The organism is Paenibacillus nuruki, assembly GCF_963311185.1.
Lineage (GTDB): Bacteria > Bacillota > Bacilli > Paenibacillales > Paenibacillaceae > Saccharibacillus > Saccharibacillus nuruki.
Window position 1 is genome coordinate 904,210 of the sequence record NZ_OY725677.1, and the last position, 21,141, is coordinate 925,350.

Here is a 21,141-nt window from a genome sequence, read left to right on the forward strand (position 1 = left end):
CAGCGAGTACCGATAAATATTAAATCGGTACTCGCTGTTCAATTAATCTATTTTTAGTTTATTTCCCTTTATACTGAACAGGTGATGATGGAGAAGAAGAACCACTTTCATTAACAGCTACTACATAAAACCAACCATCAATTTTACGACTGGAATTATATTGGAACTTGGTATCTGGTGTTGATCCAGCTAGATTATACGGACCCCCACTTGTTTTGCTAAAGTATACTTTGTAATTAGTGGCAGTCTGCGATGGAGCGCCCCAAGAGATCACGACTGCACTTTTACCTGCGCCTTTAGCGCTAAGTGAAGACGGAGCCGAAGGCGCTGCTTTTGCTTTAGCAGGAGCCGCTTCTTCGGTAGTTGTAGCAGGCTCAGTCGATTCGCCTTCTGCTGGTGGCGTCGTGCCATCCGTTGCAGGTTCTTCAGTCGTTCCATCTGGTAATAAGGTGCCTTCATCAGGCTCTTCTACCGGTACTGGTGCTGCACTGTAATCCGCCGTATTACTTGGACTCGATTCATGTCCACCGACATCAACGGCTGTTACATAGAAAGAGAAGTTACCATTTGCAGATACAAATGAATTAAATTGACTACTACCTAGCTGTGCAGACTTCTGATATTGATAAGAACCATCACCGGATGAACGGTACAGACGGTAACCTACCACATCTCCTGAACCACCTGAGTTAAAGGTAATTCGCGCATCGCTACCACTGGTCGATAAGCGCACATTAGTTGGTGGATTTGGTGACCCACCATCATCTTGCCTTGGATCGATCCGAGTTGGAGCATCTGTACCTGCATCTTCAGGAAGATAACGCCATAGCGCATATTTAGGACCTGACATATTAGCTAGAGCATGTTGCAGATCTTTGATTAATTCTGAAATAGGCATTTCCCGTTTGACGACTGTACGTTGATTGACCATATCATCTGGTGTGCTATCTTGAGGAATATAATTTACGCCATTGTACGTAATATATTTCGCATAAGCTACACCATCATCAAAGTCTTTAGGTACATATTTAGCATTGAAAATATCGGTCACTAGATTACCGGATTGTCGTGTAGCCGATGTTGGTAATTTACCACTAAATCCAGACACTGTCTGTGTGACAATACCATCTGGCTTTTTAAAAGCATCGGTTTTGAACAACTCGGGATCACTATCAGTAACTTTGTTCATAATCGTTGCCCATAAGGTACGAGCACGCTTTTTACCATCCTCGGACAAGGTATTTACAGGCTCACGATAACCTGCCCATACACCAAGTGTAATATCCGGTGTGAAGCCCATAAACCAGACATCAGCATAGTTCTGAGTAGAACCGGTTTTACCGACAATCGGTATTTTTCCGTATTTATTAAATAAGGTCTGCATCGTTCTCCCTGTACCACGAGAATCTGTGATAACACTGCGAAGCATATCGGTCATAAGATAAGCGGTTTGCTTCGAAAAGACTCGTTGTGGATCAGCTTTGTGTTTGTAAACGATTTTGTTATACGGATCAACAATTTTATCGATCATATAAGCATCATTGAATATCCCTTGATTCGGAATGGAGCCATAGGCATTGGTTAATTCTTCTACAGTCACTCCATATTTAAGACCGCCCAGTACTCCGGTTTGAGCAGAGTAATCGGTATCTTGAATCGTAGTGATACCTAATTTTTTGGAAAATGCCCAAGCTTTATCAATACCTACTTTTTGATTAAATAATTTGAGGGCAGGTATATTTAGCGATTCATCTAATGCAGTCCGAGCAGTGACTAGACCTTGATAGCGTCCGTTCGCGTTTGCAGGGATATGATAGCCTTTACCGCCGTCTTTCAAAATAATTGGTGCATCATCCAGAATACTTGCCGGTTGCACCAGACCTGCGTCTAGAGCAGGCAGATAAGCAGCGATCGGCTTCATTGTAGAACCCGGTTGCCTTGTCATCTGAGTAGCATAATTCATCTGTTCTTCCTGGAAGCTACGACCTTCAATCATACCAAGAATAGCGCCTGTCTTATGATTAATCATCATAGCCGCAGTTTGCTCTTTGCCTTTGGTATTACTGTCGGGTGAGAAATTACTACTATCTTCAGCGACTTCATGCATCGTGTTATAGACTGTTTTGTTAATCGTTGTATAGACACGATAACCACCAGTTAACAATTTCTGACGTGCATCTTCAAACAGTTGATTTCGTTCTTCAGAAGACAGAGTGGACATATCCAAATCTGGATTTTCCATTTTTACAATTGTTTGCGCGCCTTGTCGTTCAATTTCCATCATTAAGTAAGGATATTGAGAATACGCTTTGGCTGTTGGTTTGGCGAGTGAACTTTTGAGATCAAAGTTAATTGCTTCATTATATTCACTAGCTGTAATTTTACCTAGCTCTTTCATCCGTTCAAGAACCAGTTGTTGTCTGCCGACTGCACGTTTAAATCCTTTTTCATTGAATTTACCGCTACTGTCAAAAGCAGAGTAAGCGGTTGGCAATTGAGGTAGACCTGCAATATAAGCGGCTTCCGCGATATTGATTTTACTGAGATCGTTTACAGCAAAAATACCTTTAGCTGCTGCTTTGATCCCAAAAATATTGTATCCGCTTGAACCTTTACCAAAAGGCATTTTGTTCAAATAAGCAGTCAAAATTTCATTTTTGGTCATAAAGCGCTCGATCCGAAGAGAAAGCAACATTTCTTTAATTTTGCGATCATCTGTTTTGTCCAAGTTCAAAAAGACCCGTCTCGACAATTGCTGTGTAAGTGTACTACCTCCGGTTTGGACGGATTCATTCAGTACACGCTGTTTGACAGCACGCAGCGTACCATTCATGTCAACACCTTTATGTTCATAAAAATGATTATCTTCTATGGAAATAATGGCGTCGATGACAGGTTGAGGAATCTGTTCATAAGTCACCAATCGACGATCTTCTTCTGTACGAAGTTGTCCGATCGGGGAACCGTCATTAAAATAAGCAAAACCGGTCACTGCATTTTCGTTGATTTTTTTGACTATTTCTTCACGCGAACGCACCGGTTCGTCTTTTACAATCGAAGAAACGTAGCCCATCAAAATACCTCCACCAAACAGGCAAATGGCAAACCCAGCAATAACTACCCATTTCAAAATAGTGAGTAATTTGCGGAATCTAGCATGCTTGCTAGTGGACTTATTTGTTGGACGCTTGTCCTTCTTTTCAGCCATGTAACTTCCCCCTTTTACCAGCCACTATTATATCATAAAAATTACGCTATAATCAGTTTCTTATGACCGATAAAAGCAGGATGGGCACAAAGTCGGATGTGAACAAGCATTGACTTGTTTGTAAAAGGTATGTTATAAAAGTGATACGTTGAAGCAATCTACAATTACATAACACAAAGACGAAGAAAGACACCCAGTAGAAGTGGAGATTACCGTTCTCAGAGAACCGATGGTTGGTGCAAATCGGCAAGCGGACTTCCTTTGAATTACAGGTCTGGAGTCGTTTGATATTAGTAGTTTTATTGATAATATCAAGCCGGAATGAAGATTCCGTTATATATAATGAAGTGAGAAGCTGAATATATCTTATGATTTTATCAATATAGGTATAGGATCAGTCTTCTAATTAGGGTGGTAACGCGAGGCCTGCTCGTCCCTTTATGGGGATGGGTAGGTCTTTTTTGATGCGCATTTTCAAGCAGGCACTCCAGCGGAAGTGATCCGTATACTATCGAATAAGGGAGCAAATGAATAATGAAATGGGAAGAATTAACGTCAGCGCAACAAGCAGAAGTCGAAAAGCAATTAAGTGTGATTCAGCGAGGAACAGCAGAGATTATTCCTGAAGATGCATTACGTCAGAAAGTGATCAAGTCTGTAGCAACAGGCAAGCCATTAACAGTCAAATTAGGTCTAGATCCATCTGCACCGGATATTCATATCGGTCATACTGTTGTTTTGCAGAAATTACGTCAATTTCAAGAATTGGGACATCATGTTCAATTAATTATCGGTGACTTTACAGGACGTATTGGTGATCCTACAGGTAAGTCAGAGACACGTAAGCAATTAACAGAAGAACAGGTTAAACACAATGCAGAGACATACAAAGAACAGATCACCAAAATCCTTGATCCAAGTAAAATGAAAGTATACTTTAACTCGGAATGGCTAAGTCCGATGAATTTTGCCGATGTGGTAAATTTGGCAGCTAAAGTTACAGTAGCCCGTATGCTAGAGCGTGATGATTTTACGAAGCGTTACCAGGGCGGTCAGCCGATCAGTATTCACGAATTTTTCTACCCACTAATGCAAGGGATGGATTCGGTAGCTCTTGAAAGTGATATTGAAATTGGGGGTACCGATCAGAAGTTTAACTTATTGATGGGACGTACACTGCAAAAAGAATACGGTAAAGCTACTCAAGTTGCGATTACTTTACCTATTATCGAAGGTCTAGATGGTGTTCAAAAAATGAGTAAAAGTCTGGGTAACTACATTGGCATTGATGAAGAGCCGAATGAAATCTTTGGTAAATCAATGAGTGTACCGGATGAATTGATGCTTAAGTACTATGAGTTAACAACAGATATTTCGAATGAAGATTTGGCTACACTCAAAGCAGGGCTTGCAGATGGTTCTGTACATCCACGTGATGCCAAAATGAATCTGGCACAAAATTATGTACGTATGTTCCATAATGAAGAAGCAGGAGTAGCTGCAAAAAATCACTTTGTAACTGTATTCCAGCAACGTGCATTACCTGATGATATTCAAGAAGTAGTATTGGACGAGAGTGTACTAGAAAATGGACAAATCGGGCTGATCAAACTGGTAATGACGCTTGGATTTGCAACATCTACGAGTGAGGCTAGACGCAGTATTCAACAAGGTGCACTCAAAATCAACGAACAAAAGCATGATGATGTAAATGCAAGTATTGAACTAGCTGATGGTGATATTGTTCAAGTAGGTAAACGTAAATTTGCTAAAATCAAAAAAGCTTAATCCAGCTTAATTCAAAAACAAAAACCTTTATGATCGCTTCGGTGATGATAAAGGTTTTTTTGTTGTACTTGTTTATAGATTTTTGAGCATATACTCCTTATTTTATCTATTGTTCGTTCAATATCTCAAAATGAAACTGTTAACTTTATGTATCAATTTGTCGATATAAGTAGAATGTGGATTTTATTATAGATATAGAGAGGATAGGTAATTACATTGCGTAGATTTAAGTTTAAAAGCATCCAAGCTCGCACACTGTTAACGCTACTCCCGATTGTTATTATTGCTCTTGTGCTCATTAGTGCGCTATCGTATCAATTTGCCAAACAAAAACTCAATACCGAAATCAACACTAATGCTGCAACAACATTAACAGGCTTGAACGAAAATTTAAACAGTCAGTTAAAACAGAATTCGATGATTGTATCATCACTCGCCGCCGCTACTGGAGAGTTAGGGAATACAATTAGCGTTCCCGATTATTTCAAGCTAGCAGAACGCTGGCAAATGTTAAGTTCATTTACGTATGGAACTGGTATTTTCTTTGCTGAGAATGCGTATGAACAAGGCGTAAAGTATCGTTCGATATATGCGGTACGAGATGGAGACAAAATTAATACCACTACAGAATATGATGATCCAGCTTATGATTATTTAACACAGCCTTACTATACAGGTACACTGAACAATTTTGATAAGATTTATTATACAGAACCTTTTACCGATTCTGTGAGCAAAATGAAGATGATTACAGCAGGAAAAACGATTCGTAATAATGATGGGCAAGTATTAGGAATAGTAGCCGCCGATGTGAGTATGAATAATATTAAAGATTATATTAACAATCTCAAAATAGGCACAGCAGGTCGTGCATTCTTAATCAGTAGTAAAGGTGAAGTACTTGCAAGTGGAAGAAAAGAGATTGTAGAAGATACTCCGTTACAAGATGAGAAAATAGATGGTATTCAAACCGTAGCTAATTTGATGAACAAAAATCAAACAGGCAATACCGTATTAAATATTCAAGGAGAGTTGAATACGATTTTCTATGCAACTGTTGCAGAGACAGGTTGGAAAATCGCTGTTATTTTACCAGATTCTGAAATTAAACAGCCAACTCAAGAATTGTTACATATTCTACTGATTGTAGGAGCCATAGGTATTATTGTAATTAGTGCTGCTATTTTGTGGAATAATATAGGACTGATTCGTGAAACACGTAAAGTAGTAGACGTAAGTCGTAAAATGGCTGTAGGCGATTATTCTGAACGCTTGTCTAATCAACGAGCGGATGAATTTGGACAAATGGCTACCGAATTTAATAAAGTATTAGAATCGACAAGTGGGATCATGGCGCATCTTAATCAACAATCCACCATGGTTCAAAATGCCGCAGCTCAGATTGCTCAAGATTCAGCTATGGCGGCAACCGATGCAGGGCATAATGTAAAAGAATTGCATGAGATGGAAAATGGAGCCGACTTGCAGTTAAAAGCAGCAGATGAAAGTACAGTCGCAATGGAAGAAATGGCTATTGGCGTACAACGGATCGCTGAATCGGTACAAGAAGTATCGGAAGCTACAGTTGTGATTGAACAGAAAGCTGAACAAGGGAATAATCGTCTGAACAAAGCAGTAGAGCAGATTGATAGAGCCAAAGAAGTAATGGATGAAGCAGGACGTATGGCAGCTTCGCTTAATGAACGCTCTCAACAAATCAGCAGTATTATAGATATGATTCAATCGATTAACAAGCAGACTACATTGCTGGCGTTAAATGCTTCTATTGAAGCGGCGCGAGCAGGAGAAGCAGGTCGAGGGTTCGCTGTAGTAGCCTCAGAGATCAGTAATCTAGCTAATAATGTTGGAGACTCTGCCAAGTTGATTACAGAGCAGATCGTTTCTATGCAAGCAGAGACGTCTGCGGTAGTCAGTGGGATGAAAGACGGATCTTTACAAGTCACAGAAGGAATTACGATGCTCGAAGATACGAAGCAGATGTTTGCTTCGATTAGTGAGGATATCGAAAGTGTAGCGGGTGAGATTCAAGAAGTATCTTCTGCATCCGAGCAGATGTCAGCTGGAGCAGAAGAAGTTACTGCTTCTCTCAATAATCTAGCTGATATTGCTAAATCTTCAGCAGTACGAGCAGCCAGTGCAACAGAACGTTCTACACAACAATCGCAATCGTTACAGAAACTTGAAGCTTCTGCGCAATCATTAGATGCAGTCTCGGATTCTTTAAATGAATTGATTTCCAAGTTCCGAACTTAATAACATTTAATAGGGTGAGATCATATAATAAAAGAAATATAAAACCCCCATCGGTGATTACTGATGGGGGTTTGCTATATTCACGTATATAGACAAATAAAAAAGCTATCAGAGCGAACTCTGATAGCTTTGGATTTAAATCTTAACGGTTGTAGAACTCAACGATTTGTTTTTCGTCGATTTCTTGAGACAATTCAGAACGCTCTGGCAAACGGATATATTTACCTTCAACAGCGTTTTCGTTGTACTCAACATAAGCAGGCAAGTGTGAACGGTTTTCGATAGCTTCTTTAACAGAAGACAAGCTACGGCTTCTTTCACGAAGACCAATAACATCACCTGGTTTTACGGAGTAAGAAGCGATATCTACTTTTTTACCGTTAACAGTGATATGACCGTGGGATACCAATTGACGTGCTCCAGCACGGCTGTTAGCAAAACCAATACGGTAAGCCAAGTTATCCAAGCGGCTTTCTAGCAAGAACATGAAGTTTTCACCAGCAATACCTTGAATTTTTTGAGCTTTAGAGAACAAAGTACGGAATTGTTTTTCGCCCAAACCATACATGTGACGCAATTTTTGTTTTTCTTGTAATTGCATACCATAGTTACTCATTTTACGACGTTGGTTCGCTCCGTGTTGACCTGGAGGGAAAGGACGTTTCAAATCTTTACCATTGCCGCTTAGGGAAATACCAAGACGACGACTTAATTTAAATTTAGGACCAGTGTAACGTGACATTTATAATAAGCTCCTTCGTAATTAAAGTTTTATTTTGAAAATAAACATTCCGGGGCTTTGGGTCTGTGATTCATGTTGCCGCGTTTTGTTTGTCGTAGGCTTGGATAGGAAGCGTACTACTAGCAAAAATGTTCAGCCGCAGTCTTGCTAGCAACAAAAAGCGTGAGGGTGAAACAACGTTACCCCAAATTAAAGTCTATCCAGTCTTCATCAATAATAAATTATATAGGAAACAATCATCTGTCGTCAATAGGTTTGTTGATATTGTTTATGTAAAATTTTATGGAGGTAGTATTGAATTTAAATATTGAGTGCAAACTATAGTATAAAATTGTAGAATGGGTGTATTAATGTTAAGACATTTAGTGACTTACATTCGTTGTGAGAGGAGGCATTTTATATGTCAGACAATCAATGGAATTATCCGGTGCAAGCCTGGCGTACCGAACAAGGACATGCCTCCTATCCGGTCGTATCAACTACTGATAACACATTCTGGCTTCAAAATCTGGATATTAGTCCTGAAGATTTTCCGTATATCGAACCGTTGTTGCAAGAAAGCCTTAGTGATTGGCAACAACAGAATAGTTCTCAAACACGGATAGGTAATGCACATTGGTTTTTATTTAACCATATGCATAAATATATAGGCGGAGATCAGACAAGTGATCACTTGATACCACAGATAGATATAGCAGTCTTAGATCGTTCAATCTCTAATGAGCATCTTATTGAATATCAACAGGAACAGTATCAGTTTACAATTGTTCCTATTTATACACGTCATCATCAAAAACCATTTGCAATGATGGGTTGTATTCAATTATGTAATCAATCCCAGTTGTTATCTAAAGAAGAAATTAACATGCTTGTTTTACATTATAAAAGTTTATTTTATCGGCGTTTTGAATATACATTTATAGCCGATATGCTACATTCCAAAACGCTGGCAGAACGTGAAGCCCAGCGCCGTTCCGTCTTATTCCAAGTCATTCAACGTATGCATGACAAATTTGAAGTCGATGCGTTGATTACAGAACTGTTTGCTATTGTGGGTCAGATGTATCCGCAAGTCGAATTTGAATTGCTGGTATCTCAGGACAATAAGAGTAACAATCCCAAGGTCAAACCTTTATTATTGCAAAATCCTAAAGAGGATATGTGTGTGCGTGCTTTTACAGCAGGTCAGCCCTTGATTGAAGTGCATTCAGAATCTTCAGGGCTGTCTGATCGAATGGAAGTAGCGATTCCTTTAAGTGGCAAGCAAGCGATCTATGGCGTTTTTCATTTGTTGTCTGATTATCCTTTAGAAGAAGAAGATATTGAACTGATGCGCATTATGGCAGAAGCGGCTGGACGTACATTTGAAAATGCTAAATTATACGAACAATCGCAATTGCTCAATGAAGATCTACGTTTGATCAATGAAATCACTAGAAGGTTAAATCAAAGTCTGCAATTGAATGAAATTTTTGATATCGCAGGCAAAGAGTTATTAGACGTATTCAAAGCAGAAACGGTGGCTGTACTCCATCTGAATCCAGAAACCGAACAGTTCGAAGTCGTAACAGGCAACGTTCCAAGTATGGAAGGTAAGTCAGTAGGCAAAGATCATGGATATACCGGTTTACTTTACCGTACCAAAGAACCGGTGATTTTATCAGATTATTGTAACAATCCCAGTCTGGAATCTTTATTTATGAATGCATCGGGTTCTTGCTCAATGATTGCTTCTCCTTTAATCGGTGGTGGCGAAGTCAAAGGATCGATCTTTTTGGGCCACCGTAAAAGTCATTATTTTTCATATGGCAATTTTAAGCTGCTACAAGTCATTACAACGCATATTGGGCTCGCGGTTGATAATGCAACTCTACATGATGAAGTAAGACGTATGGCAAGCCGTGACGCGCTTACAGGGTTGTATCTACGTCGCTATCTGGATGAAAAGATTCAAAGCTATCAAAGTAAAGAGGATAGCGGTGCTTTGCTAATGGTAGATATTGATAAATTTAAACAGGTAAATGATACGTATGGTCACCAGATCGGTGATGAGATTCTCAAACAGGTGAGCTTAATCATTCAGTCTTCTATTCGTGAAGGTGATATTGCGGCAAGATGGGGCGGAGAAGAGTTAGCCGTGTATTTCCCACAGATTGATGCAGAGAAGACAGAAGTGATCGCTGAACGTATTCGTGAAAAAATCGAAAATGAAACTCATCCAACCGTGACCGTTTCTTGCGGAATTGCTGCGTGGGATCGAGAAGATCAAAAAGTCAGTGTAGAATCTTTGTTCTATCGTGCAGATATGGCACTGTATCAAGCGAAAAAAAGCGGACGGAATCGTATATGTATTGATGAGAGTCCAAGAGAATAACCAAAGGGTAGTTCTAACGGTATATGGCGAATAGCTATAGATCATAGAGCTACTTTTTTATTTTATAAGGACAGATGAAGACAAGAAACTTAACATCATGATACAATATTTTTTGAATAATTAACCGTTGTTCAAAAAAATGTTTTGAAAAAAACACCAAGAGGGGAAGATATACTATGCAAGATCCTAGAGTAAAAGTATTAGCCAAAAATTTGGTTGAATATTCAATTGATGTACAACCAGGCGAAAATGTATTGGTCGAAATGATCGGTACAGAGCGTGATCTACTGAACGCAGTGATTCATGCGATTGGCGAAAGAGGCGGTAATGTTTTTGTTCAATTAACAGATCGCAAAGTACAACGTGCTATGTTGATGAATGCAACAGAAGCAAGTATGAATACATGGGCTGCACTTGATCTGGAACGTATGAAGCAGATGCAAGGGTATATCGGTATTCGTGCAGGTGAGAATATTAATGATCTATCCGATGTTCCTGATGACAAACAAAAGCTATATAACAGCATTTACCAACATGCGGTTCATAGTGAGCAACGTGTTAAACATACTAAATGGGTCGTTCTTCGTTATCCAAATGCAAGTATGGCGCAACTCGCAGGTATGAGCACAGAAGCATTTGAAGATTTCTATTTTGATGTATGTAATCTAGATTACGCTAAAATGGATAAAGCTCAAGATGCTTTGGAACAATTGATGACTCGTACAGATAAAGTACGCCTAGTCGGCAAAAATACAGATTTGAGCTTCTCTATCAAAAATATCGGCGCTAAAAAATGTTCTGGTCAACGTAATATTCCTGATGGTGAAGTATTCAGCGCGCCGGTTCGTGATTCAGTTAACGGCGTTATTAGCTACAACACCCCAACTGTATATAACGGAACGACGTTTGAAGGCATCACATTCCGTTTTGAAAATGGTAAAATTGTTGAAGCAACAAGTAATGATACAGAGAAATTAAATAGCATTTTGGATTCAGATGATGGTGCTCGTCATATCGGAGAATTTGCGATTGGATTCCATCCACACATTTTGCATCCAATGAACGATATTTTGTTTGACGAGAAAATCGCAGGTAGCTTCCACTTCACACCAGGACAAGCGTATGAAGAAACAGATAACGGTAATCGTTCTTCGATTCACTGGGATCTTGTATTTATTCAACGTCCAGAATACGGTGGCGGTGAGATTTATTTTGACGATGTATTGATTCGTAAAGATGGAATCTTTGTTTTACCAGAATTGGAAGCTCTTAATCCAGAGAACTTAAAATAATATTTGGATTGAATCTACAGTAAAAGATTGAAAATGGTAAAAGAGGTTATATATTGGTGTGAGCATCTTATGTGCTAACCCGATAAGATAACCTCTATTTATCACTCTTACCAGAAGTAAGAAATGGGTTGCATAAGAAAGCGTATTCAATTATGATGTAAATGGAAAACCTGAATTGTTGAAAAATTTTAGTCGGAGTAGGAGGGTTCTCAAATGGCAACAAGTAATACGAATAATGCCGCAGTAGTTGAAATCGCACAGACAGCAGGTCAGTTCACTTCTTCTATTGTTTTACAACATGAATCTAAATTTATTGATGTTAAAAGTATTTTGGGACTATTTACAACACTTGTAAAAAACCAAGATTATGAGCTTCATGTACATGGACCAGACGAAGAAGAAGCTAAAAAAGCAGTCGTTGCTGCTTTTGAAAAACATGGACTTGCTGTAAAACTTGCAGAAGGTCAATGATTAAGAGTGCTGATGATCCCTTGTGGATTGTCAGCATTTTTTTGTTGGAATCGATCTTAAATAGATTTACGAATCAATTGTTAAAATCTAAGGTAAATTCCTTTAATTTCGTTAGGGGTTCTTGTATTAGCCTCCAATTTCGTCTAATATTAAGAGTAGTAGTGACTGACGATTCTCGAACATGGGGGGGAAGAGCATGACTTCATCTGATTTACAAGAACAGTTGAATATAAAAGCATTGAATCTTCTACAAGAAGATGCAAATAAAATTGAAAAATTAATTGAAATACAGATGGAGAATTTGGATACTCGTTACTGTCCTCTGTACGAGGAAGTTCTGGATACTCAAGTATACGGCTTTTCCAAAGAAGTAGATTTTGCGATTCGTGCCGGATTTGTTTCTGAGCCTGTAGGCAAACAGTTAATCAGCAACTTGGAACGTAATTTATCTGTATTGTACGAAGCTATGAATAATAAACAACAGTCTGCTGAGTAGCAGACTTTCGTTACATAGAAACGCCCGTACCTTCATCTGAGGGTACAGGCGTTTTTTGGTTTGGAATATTATTTAGACGAGATAGAACGATACACCCAGAATAATATAAGTGACTAATAATAGTAATCCTTCATACCAGTTGGTCGAACCATCTTGAATAATGGATTTGGCGATAAATACAGACACCATAATAGCGACCAGTTCAAGTGTCGTAAATACAATATCCATCGTATTGCCTAGGAAAAAGCTAACAAAAATCAGTACAGGAGCAACAAACAGAGCAATTTGTAGACTACTACCTACTGCAATTTCAACCGATGCACCAATTTTGTTTTTCATCGCTAACATAATAGCTGCACTATGTTCAGCCGCATTACCAATAATGGCAACAACGAATGCACCGACAAATAGTTCACTGAATCCAAAGTCTGTCGTAAATGTCTCAAGTGTACCGACAAGCCATTCACTGACAAATGCAGTCATCACTGTAGCCACCACTAAAAACAAGATTGATTTGTTTTTAGACCATTTTGGTTGCTCATGATCTTCAGGTGCTTTGGGATCTTTGACATCTTCCAGATACTTTTTGTGTGTCACCATCGAGAAGATCAACCATGCAATATAAGCAGCAATCAACAATCCTGCGACAATTAAGCTAAGTGTATCGACTTCTTGAGGCGTAATAGAATGAGTATTTAAAAATAAAGCAGGAACAAATAATGCAATCACAGCTACGATCATCAATGAACCATTCATATTAGCTAATGCCACATTAAAGTTCTGTACTTTATGTTTGACTCCACCTGCAAAAATACTAAGACCCAATACCAGCAATAGGTTACCGATAATCGAACCAGTTAAGCTGGCTTTGACCATATCGTATAATCCTTCACGTAGCAACATAATAGCGATAATCAGCTCAGCGGCATTACCAAATGTAGCATTCAGAAATCCACCCAAACGTTGTCCTGCATAATGAGCTACACTTTCCGTAGCACGTCCTAGAAATCCTGCGACTAAGATAACTGCAATAGCCGATACTACAAATTGTAGAATAGGATTCAAATGTGCATAATGAGCAATAGCACTAAACACAAAAAAGATGGCTAATAAAATAGTAGATAAATGTTTCTTCATTGTGCACCCCTTTTTCTATATATTTTATGTAAATTCTTTAACATTATAACCAAAACAGTAGGGTATTTAAACCGATTGTATCGGATAAAGTTTAGATTTTGCTCGAATGCTGATACAATAGAGAAGAAAACATCAGCTCGATATGAAGTTATTTAGACAGATGAAGTTTTAAGCTTTAGAGGAGGATGGGACATGACCGAATCATTACAATTGGAAATGGGTAGTATCAAAATTGCCGATGACGTCGTAGCAAAAGTAGCGGGCATGGCCGCGTTAGAAACGCCAGGTATTGCTGCTATGTCTGGAGGATTATCCGATGGATTTGCCAAACGTCTAAGTGGTAAAAATGTACAAAGAGGTGTGACTGTAGAAGTCGGACAATTGGAAGCAGCGATTGATCTGCGTATTATTGTTCTCTACGAAACTCCGATTCATGAAGTATGCCGCATGCTTCAACAAAATGTACGTGAAGCTGTAGAAAATTTAACCGGACTTAAAGTGGTTGAAGTGAATGTAAAAGTAGAAGGCGTCGCTTTTAAAGACGATATTTTGTAGAAATCTCAAGTCTAACCATATAAAAAAACGACGGATATGATCTCCGTCGTTTTTTTTACTTTGTATGCAGTTATTTTATTATTTCATGCGCATAGAGACCGAAGAACGACTACTTATGCGTGAATTTGTTGTTTGTGCTTTTTCACTAGCTACCCGATTCGTTTCGCGAGAAATACTTAACATGATCCCCATACTGGTCATCATCATAATTAATGATGTACCTCCATAACTGATAAATGGTAATGTAACCCCTGTAATAGGAATCGTATTCGTAACACCACCGATATTAATAAACGCTTGAATAGCGATCAGACTCATAATACCGACTCCAACGAGTGTTCCAAAGATATCGGGACATCGCAAAGCGATAAACAAGCCTCGCCAGATAAAGTACCCGTATAACAATAAGAATAAGCTGGTGCCTATAAATCCGAATTCTTCACCAATGACGGCAAAAATAAAGTCATTGTAAGGGTTAGGAAGATAGTGAAGCTTCTGAATACTTTGACCAAAGCCTGAGCCTGTAAATCCACCCACTCCAATAGCAGTTAGCGATTGAACAAGGTTATAAGAACTTCCTTTTTCATCAGCCATGGGATCAAGAAACGCTTCAATCCGTCCTGCTTTGTAGCTACTTTCATTACTGCTGTTATCATCATGATTAAAGAGGGCACCTATACCGAGTACAAGTGATGCTCCCAGAACCAATAAAAGAACAGAAGCCATAATATGTTTGACACTAGCGCCACCAGCAAAAATAATTAAACCTGCTGTTGCGACCAAAATCATACAAGAACCTAAGTCATTTTGTAAAAAGATTAAGCCAGCAATTAAGCCTACAACAACCATGACTGGAATATAACCACTGCGTAAATCTCTAAGTTTATCTCCTTTTTTGGAGATCAGAGCCGCTAAATACAAAATAACAGCTAATTTGGCAAATTCAGAAGGCTGAAGTGAAAATCCAAAAATATTCAACCAGCTTCGAGCACCGTTCAACTCTTTACCTATCATAAGAACGATAACCAATAGCGCTAAAGTAATCAGAAAAAAGGGCGCAAACCATTTTTTATATTTACTATAGTGAGCTTTCATAGCAAAAAACATACCGACCAAACCAATAACGGCGTATAAAATATGTTTTTTCGTAAAATACAAGGAGTCGAAGTTATAGTTTTTGTTCGTCCATGCGATGCTTGAACTTGCACTAAAGACCATAATAATACCGAAACAGACCAAAATGACGGTCATGATTAACAATTGAAAATCAGGAGCCCCTTTTTTGGTGATTGTCTGCGCAGGTTGCTGTATATTACGCACATTGGAACTTGATTGGGTATTTGTATTCCGATAGCGATTGGCTGTAGTCTGGTTGTTTAGTGTTCGTTGCGAAGTATGTCTGATTTTATTCATAACGAGTCTCCAAGGATAGAACGGATATGTACAGGTCATCATTCATAGAGGCAGTTAACAAACTGCTAATTTTCATGCACAAATCCTCCTTTTGTAATAAAAAACGTATATATGTTGTATTATCATATAAAATTATGGTTAAGTTCACTTTTCATGATAGTACGTTTTGTAGGTAGGCGCAAGCTTTGAAAAGCTGTATTGACGCACTTATCAAGCAAATATGTTACGGTTAAACAGAAATTGGTCATATAAACTATTATTTAACCAACACACAGGTATTGAAACTTACCAATATGTGTATAATGAAATAACGAGAATCACATTGAAAGGATGAAGAGCAGATGGGGAATTATAATTGGGAAGCTTTATTTCCAGATATGGTAGAATGGCGCAGGCATCTTCATCGTCACCCTGAGTTATCTTATCAAGAACACAATACAATGAAATTTATAGCAGACCAATTAATAGCCTTTGGTATTGACACACAGTCCGGTGTTGGCGATACCGGAGTGATAGGTACAATTAAAGGAAGTCTGCCCGGCAAAACAGTAGCGCTACGTGCTGATATTGATGCATTACCGATTCAAGATGAAAAAGAATGTGAGTATGCTTCACAAGTTGAAGGTGTCATGCATGCTTGTGGACATGATGGTCATACCGCAGGATTATTAGCAGTAGCTCGTTATTTCAGTGAAAATAGAGATACTTTGAAAGGCGAAATTCGTCTTATTTTCCAACCGGGAGAAGAAGTCTGTCCGGGTGGAGCGTTAAAAATGATTGCGGCAGGTGCGCTTGAAGGAGTCGATGTCATCTACGGTGTTCATTTATGGTCGCCTTTGCCAGTACACACGTTAGCAAGTGCAGCAGGGCCGATCATGGCATCTGTAGATGACTTTGTGATCGATATTACAGGTAAAGGTGGTCATGGCGGTATTCCTCATGTGACGGTGGATAGTGTATTAACAGGCGCGCAATTGGTAGTACAGTTACAATCGATTGTCAGTCGCAATGTGAATCCTCTTCAACCTGCTGTGTTAACGATCGGAACGATCAATAGTGGAACAGCCAAAAATATTATTGCCGAAACGTGCCGGATTACAGGGACAGTGCGGACGTTTGATGAAGAAACCCGTGCTGTTATTCGCAAACGGTTCGAAGAAGTGACTCAGCATACTTGCGCTATGAATGGAGCAACAGTAGAAATTGATTATATGATGGGATATCCACCGCTTGTGAATCATGCCGGAGAGACAGAACGCTTTTTCCAAGTAGCTAAAGCCGTATTTGGAGAAGAACAAGTTCAGGTGACACCACCGATGATGCCTGCTGAAGATTTCTCTTACTATGTTCAACAAGTGCCGGGCTGTTTTATTTTTGTAGGTGCTGGTAATGAAGATAAAGGGATTACTTATCCTCATCATCATCCTAGATTCGATATTGATGAAGCAGCGATGCTGAATGCAGCCCAAATCTTAGTCTCTATGGCTGAAAATTATCTGGAACAGCAGGATGAAATACCATTTTTGGAAAAGCACTTCTAATCTGTTCTAGGCTTATGCTATGATAATAGAGACAACTAAGAAGATAGTTGTCCACTTTATATACAGAAACGAGATGAATTTCATGAGCGTAACCGAGATTAGGACGGTCGATATGGCCGAAGTCTTGACAAACGCCTATGAATTAGGCGATATGATCAACAATTCTATCGAAGTCGCGAATTACCTATATTGGGAAGAGCGTATGCTGGCTCACCCGGACGTTATAAGCTTGATGCACAAGCTCAACAGTAAAAAAGAATTATTTGAAGAAACACAGCGGTTCGGTCATTTCCATCCAAACTTCCATGAAGCCAAAGAACAGGTGGAAGCGGTTCAACGGGAAATGGAACAAATTGAAGCGGTATGGCGCTTCAAAGACGCTGAAAATAATTTGGATCAAATGTTATACGAAATGTCAGAACTGATTGCACATTCCGTTTCTGAAAGTATTAAAGTTCCAAGTAACAACCCTTTACCGAAAGGAGGCGGATGTGGTAGTGGAGGATCATGTGGATGCAGTTGAGAATGAGCAACAAGAACAAGTTCAAGTCCAGCAAGAACAAGTTCCAGAACAAGAGGAACAAGGGTTAGCTCTACCTGAACGTATCGGTTATATTATCTGGGTCAACGATGTCAAAGCAGCGCGCAATCTTGAAAAATATGGCTGTGTTCATTATATTTCACGTCGCATGCATTATGTGGTTATGTATCTGTACACTGAAAAAGCCGAAGAAACACTCAAAAATATCCGTCGTCTTTCTTATGTACGTAAAGTTGAACGTTCTTATCGTAATGAAATTAAGACCGAATACACCAAAGCAGTACCGGATCAGACTCAATTTTACGGTATTTAATTAATCCCTTTGGGAATGATTACCTTTAGCAATAAACAAAAAGCGACCTTAAATGGTCGCTTTTTTATATTTAATTTGCAGCAAACGGTTTCATTTATGAGTGGTTAAAGGTATTTAATAAGTATTATTTACGATAATTTTGAAGAATTATCATTTATGGGTTAAAGAAACGTGACTAGCTGTCGATATAATATTTAGTGGGACTACAGAACTGTAAGATAACAAAGACAAATAAATTAATAACATGAAATGACTTTAAAAATGTCAAATATTTAGTAAAAAACGTTAAAAATGGTAGCTTTTTCGTCTTGTGTAGGGCGAACGATATATATATCTTAATAGGTATAAATACTTAGACGGAAAGACCCATACAGAATGGGGAGTGAATAGTTAATGAGAGATAAAGTAATGGAACGCTGGAGCACGTACGAACCTTTTCACGTAGAATTGGGCGAGAAAAAGGTAGCTGATATTGTGATCACGAATCATGCGATCAGTCGTTATAATGACCGTATTGCCAAAGCTCAAACCAAGCCAGAAGAGATCGCTTCCTTCATGTGGGAAACACTTAAACAAAATCGGATTATATCTTATTACCGTAAAGAAGAAGATGTATATTTGATCGATGAAGACCTTGTTGTTGTCGCTGAATTTGCTGATCTGCCGGGTGAATACGATCTTACAGGTAATCCACTGCACAAAATGATTATCGTTACATTTTTGGGTAAAATGTCCGAAACGATTGAACTGCGCGATCTTAAATCTTACTATTCTTGGTTAAGACACTCTCGCCGTATGACATTGATCAAAAACAGTCGTAAACGTAAATAAGGATGATAAACTTCATTCATGATAAACCTACCTTAATGGATGTTATGAACCCATTATAGCCATTTGCGTAATCATGCAATGAATATCCAATCCACTATAAATAGAGTCTGTATACTTTGAGAAGAAGCTGCTATTCAAGCAAGCTTCTTTTTTGTATGCTTATTTGAAAATGGTACACTATATACATAGCAAGGAGGGGAAACGGTAGTGGCATTTAATTTTCATCAATTGCATATTTTTTATACAGTTGCTGAACGAGGAAGTTTTTCAGCAGCAGCCCAAGCGCTTCATATGACTCAGCCTGCGGTAACGATGCAAGTTCAGTCGTTGGAAGATCATTTTGGCACGAAATTATTTCACCGTACAACTAAAAAAATTGAATTGTCTGAAGCAGGGCATGCTTTGATGCCATTTGCTTCTCAAGGTATCCATTTGATGCGAGAAACAGATGCGGTCATGTCACGCTTTACAGATACATTAGCAGGGCGATTGGTATTAGGGGCAAGTAATACGATTGGCGAATATGTATTACCACGTCTATTAGGTCCACTAGGGCAACGATATCCACATATGAAGGTGATGCTTAAAGTGATGAATACGACTCAGATTTTAGATGAGATCAGTCGTAATCAATTGGATTTTGGTCTAATCGAAGCTCCTGTTGAACATCCTGATATGACAATTAAGCCTGTGATGCAAGATGAACTAAAGCTTATTGTGCCAGGTAATCATCCTTTAGCCACGCAGGAGATAGTACAGTTATCCGATATGCTAACGTATCCTTTTGTATTACGGGAAAAAGGATCAGGTACACGACAGGTAATGGAAGAAGAATTGATTAGACATCATGTCGATCTCTCTCAAATTCAGACTGTCATGGAACTTGGAAGTACAGGCGCTGTTAAATCTGCTGTAGAAGCAGGATTAGGCATTACAATTTTATCCCCATCATCCGTAAAGCATGAAGTAGCATTAGGGTTACTGAAAGTACTAACGATTGAAGGGGTCTCCTTTCAACGGCAATTTTACTCGATTCATCTCAAATCGACATTGCTAACCATTCCAGCAGTGACTTTTTTACAATTTGTGCAAGAGTATGAGTGGGTCTGAATAGGAAAGTGTAATCAATATATAAAGGAATAGAAGAGGAGTGAATAAGATATGGATATGTCTTCAGAAGAACGTTATGCAGATTTGCATACACATAGTCAGGCATCTGATGGGATGAATACCCCATCGCAAAACGTGAAATTGGCTGTAGAAGCAGGACTAGGTGCGATCGCTGTCACAGATCATGATACTGTTGCAGGTGTAGCTGAAGCAATCGAAGCAGGCAAGCTATATGATATTGAAGTGATTGCCGGTGTGGAAATTAGTACAAGAGAAGCTAACAAAGATATTCATATTCTAGGATATTATCTGAATACAGAAGATCCTATATTATTAGAGCGTCTGCAACAATTGCGTGAAGTTCGTGATCATCGTAATGTACAGATTTTGCAAAACTTACGTGACCTTGGCGTGGAGATTACAATGGAAGAAGTGATTGAACAGTTAGGCAGAGAATTAATGCCTGACGAAAGTATTGGTCGTCCGCACATGGCTGATGTATTAGTTGCCAAAGGATATGCAACCGATATGAAAGATGCGTTTAACAAGTACTTAGCAGAAGGTGCAGCCGCTTATGTTTCACCCCCACGTATTACTGCTGCTGATGCGGCAGTATGGATTCGTGAAGCCAATGGAGTTCCTGTAATGGCTCATCCGGGTATTTATGGTGATGATACATTAGTGGAGCGTATTCTGGATCACAGTTCGATAGCAGGCTTGGAAGTATATCATTCCGATCATTCACCTGAAGATGAACAACGCTATTTGGAAATTGCACAACGTCGTGATCTGATTGTCACAGGTGGATCTGATTATCATGGGGAGCGCCAAGGCAAAGTATTTCATGGCCCATTAGGCGGTAAAAATGTACCGATGTCTACATTAGTTCAATTGCGTCAATTACAGACAGCGATCGAGACAGGCATTACAGCAGAATAATCACAACGTAATCAAATGGAATATTTCTGCATCATAAGAAAAATGATAAGAAAAAGAACGGCTTGAAGATCACCTGTAACAAAGGTGATTCAAGCCGTTCTTTATTTGTAAATCAT

Annotated in this window: 17 protein-coding genes and 1 other annotated feature; of the genes, 13 read left to right on the plus strand and 4 right to left on the minus strand. The window is 38.9% G+C overall.

Annotated elements, in window-relative coordinates:
• Positions 1–58 precede the first annotated feature (58 nt).
• Entirely contained in the window at positions 59–3,208 is a 3,150-nt protein-coding gene (locus RCP16_RS04035) for a transglycosylase domain-containing protein (RefSeq protein ID WP_308641722.1), read from the minus strand.
• A gap of 173 nt (positions 3,209–3,381) precedes the next feature.
• Positions 3,382–3,649: a binding site (T-box leader), on the plus strand.
• Between the two features lie 93 nt (positions 3,650–3,742).
• Between RCP16_RS04035 and tyrS the strand changes: the two genes are divergently transcribed.
• Positions 3,743–4,996, plus strand: coding sequence for a tyrosine--tRNA ligase (tyrS, locus tag RCP16_RS04040; protein ID WP_137220719.1), 1,254 nt, complete (start codon positions 3,743–3,745; stop codon positions 4,994–4,996).
• A 216-nt stretch (positions 4,997–5,212) separates the two neighbouring features.
• Positions 5,213–7,270: a methyl-accepting chemotaxis protein gene (locus RCP16_RS04045; RefSeq protein WP_137220718.1), complete on the plus strand. Its 2,058-nt coding sequence runs from the start codon at positions 5,213–5,215 to the stop codon at positions 7,268–7,270.
• A 142-nt stretch (positions 7,271–7,412) separates the two neighbouring features.
• On the opposite strand, the gene rpsD is transcribed toward RCP16_RS04045, so the two are convergent.
• A complete protein-coding gene (gene rpsD / locus RCP16_RS04050) occupies positions 7,413–8,012 on the minus strand; it encodes a 30S ribosomal protein S4 (protein ID WP_069329019.1) in 600 nt (199 codons plus the stop codon).
• A gap of 400 nt (positions 8,013–8,412) precedes the next feature.
• Between rpsD and RCP16_RS04055 the strand changes: the two genes are divergently transcribed.
• The 4 genes from RCP16_RS04055 (at position 8,413) to RCP16_RS04070 (ending at position 12,645) form a co-directional block, all read left to right on the plus strand.
• The gene (locus RCP16_RS04055; RefSeq protein ID WP_069329021.1) at positions 8,413–10,386 is read left to right on the plus strand and encodes a sensor domain-containing diguanylate cyclase; all 1,974 of its coding nucleotides are present in this window, start codon (positions 8,413–8,415) and stop codon (positions 10,384–10,386) included.
• 176 nt (positions 10,387–10,562) lie between these two features.
• Entirely contained in the window at positions 10,563–11,678 is a 1,116-nt protein-coding gene (locus RCP16_RS04060) for an aminopeptidase (RefSeq protein ID WP_137220717.1), read from the plus strand.
• A gap of 213 nt (positions 11,679–11,891) precedes the next feature.
• Positions 11,892–12,149: an HPr family phosphocarrier protein gene (locus RCP16_RS04065; protein ID WP_069329023.1), complete on the plus strand. Its 258-nt coding sequence runs from the start codon at positions 11,892–11,894 to the stop codon at positions 12,147–12,149.
• A gap of 196 nt (positions 12,150–12,345) precedes the next feature.
• Positions 12,346–12,645: an Fpa/YlaN family protein gene (locus RCP16_RS04070; RefSeq protein ID WP_069329024.1), complete on the plus strand. Its 300-nt coding sequence runs from the start codon at positions 12,346–12,348 to the stop codon at positions 12,643–12,645.
• A 72-nt stretch (positions 12,646–12,717) separates the two neighbouring features.
• On the opposite strand, the gene cax is transcribed toward RCP16_RS04070, so the two are convergent.
• The gene (gene cax, locus RCP16_RS04075) at positions 12,718–13,782 is read right to left on the minus strand and encodes a calcium/proton exchanger (RefSeq protein ID WP_069329025.1); all 1,065 of its coding nucleotides are present in this window, start codon (positions 13,780–13,782) and stop codon (positions 12,718–12,720) included.
• Between the two features lie 192 nt (positions 13,783–13,974).
• Here cax and RCP16_RS04080 point away from each other — a divergent pair, with 192 nt between their 5' ends.
• Positions 13,975–14,337, plus strand: a complete 363-nt coding sequence (locus tag RCP16_RS04080; protein ID WP_069329026.1) for an Asp23/Gls24 family envelope stress response protein — start codon at positions 13,975–13,977, stop codon at positions 14,335–14,337.
• A gap of 78 nt (positions 14,338–14,415) precedes the next feature.
• On the opposite strand, the gene ftsW is transcribed toward RCP16_RS04080, so the two are convergent.
• Complete coding sequence (ftsW, locus tag RCP16_RS04085; protein ID WP_371748224.1) at positions 14,416–15,588, minus strand: putative lipid II flippase FtsW; 1,173 nt, start codon at positions 15,586–15,588, stop codon at positions 14,416–14,418.
• A gap of 503 nt (positions 15,589–16,091) precedes the next feature.
• Between ftsW and RCP16_RS04090 the strand changes: the two genes are divergently transcribed.
• The 6 genes from RCP16_RS04090 to RCP16_RS04115 all read left to right on the plus strand — a co-directional run bounded on the left by RCP16_RS04090 (position 16,092) and on the right by RCP16_RS04115 (position 21,025).
• Positions 16,092–17,291, plus strand: coding sequence for a M20 metallopeptidase family protein (locus RCP16_RS04090; RefSeq protein WP_308641724.1), 1,200 nt, complete (start codon positions 16,092–16,094; stop codon positions 17,289–17,291).
• Positions 17,292–17,373: 82 nt separating this feature from the next.
• Positions 17,374–17,814, plus strand: a complete 441-nt coding sequence (locus RCP16_RS04095; RefSeq protein ID WP_069329028.1) for a YlbF/YmcA family competence regulator — start codon at positions 17,374–17,376, stop codon at positions 17,812–17,814.
• 82 nt (positions 17,815–17,896) lie between these two features.
• Positions 17,897–18,145 carry a YlbG family protein gene (locus RCP16_RS04100; protein ID WP_069329121.1) on the plus strand — a complete coding sequence of 83 codons (249 nt, stop codon included), beginning with the start codon at positions 17,897–17,899 and terminating at the stop codon, positions 18,143–18,145.
• Positions 18,146–18,538: 393 nt separating this feature from the next.
• Positions 18,539–18,976 carry a hypothetical protein gene (locus tag RCP16_RS04105; RefSeq protein WP_069329029.1) on the plus strand — a complete coding sequence of 146 codons (438 nt, stop codon included), beginning with the start codon at positions 18,539–18,541 and terminating at the stop codon, positions 18,974–18,976.
• Between the two features lie 207 nt (positions 18,977–19,183).
• Complete coding sequence (locus RCP16_RS04110) at positions 19,184–20,086, plus strand: selenium metabolism-associated LysR family transcriptional regulator (RefSeq protein ID WP_069329030.1); 903 nt, start codon at positions 19,184–19,186, stop codon at positions 20,084–20,086.
• Between the two features lie 51 nt (positions 20,087–20,137).
• Positions 20,138–21,025, plus strand: coding sequence for a PHP domain-containing protein (locus RCP16_RS04115; RefSeq protein ID WP_308641725.1), 888 nt, complete (start codon positions 20,138–20,140; stop codon positions 21,023–21,025).
• Positions 21,026–21,141: the final 116 nt, after the last annotated feature.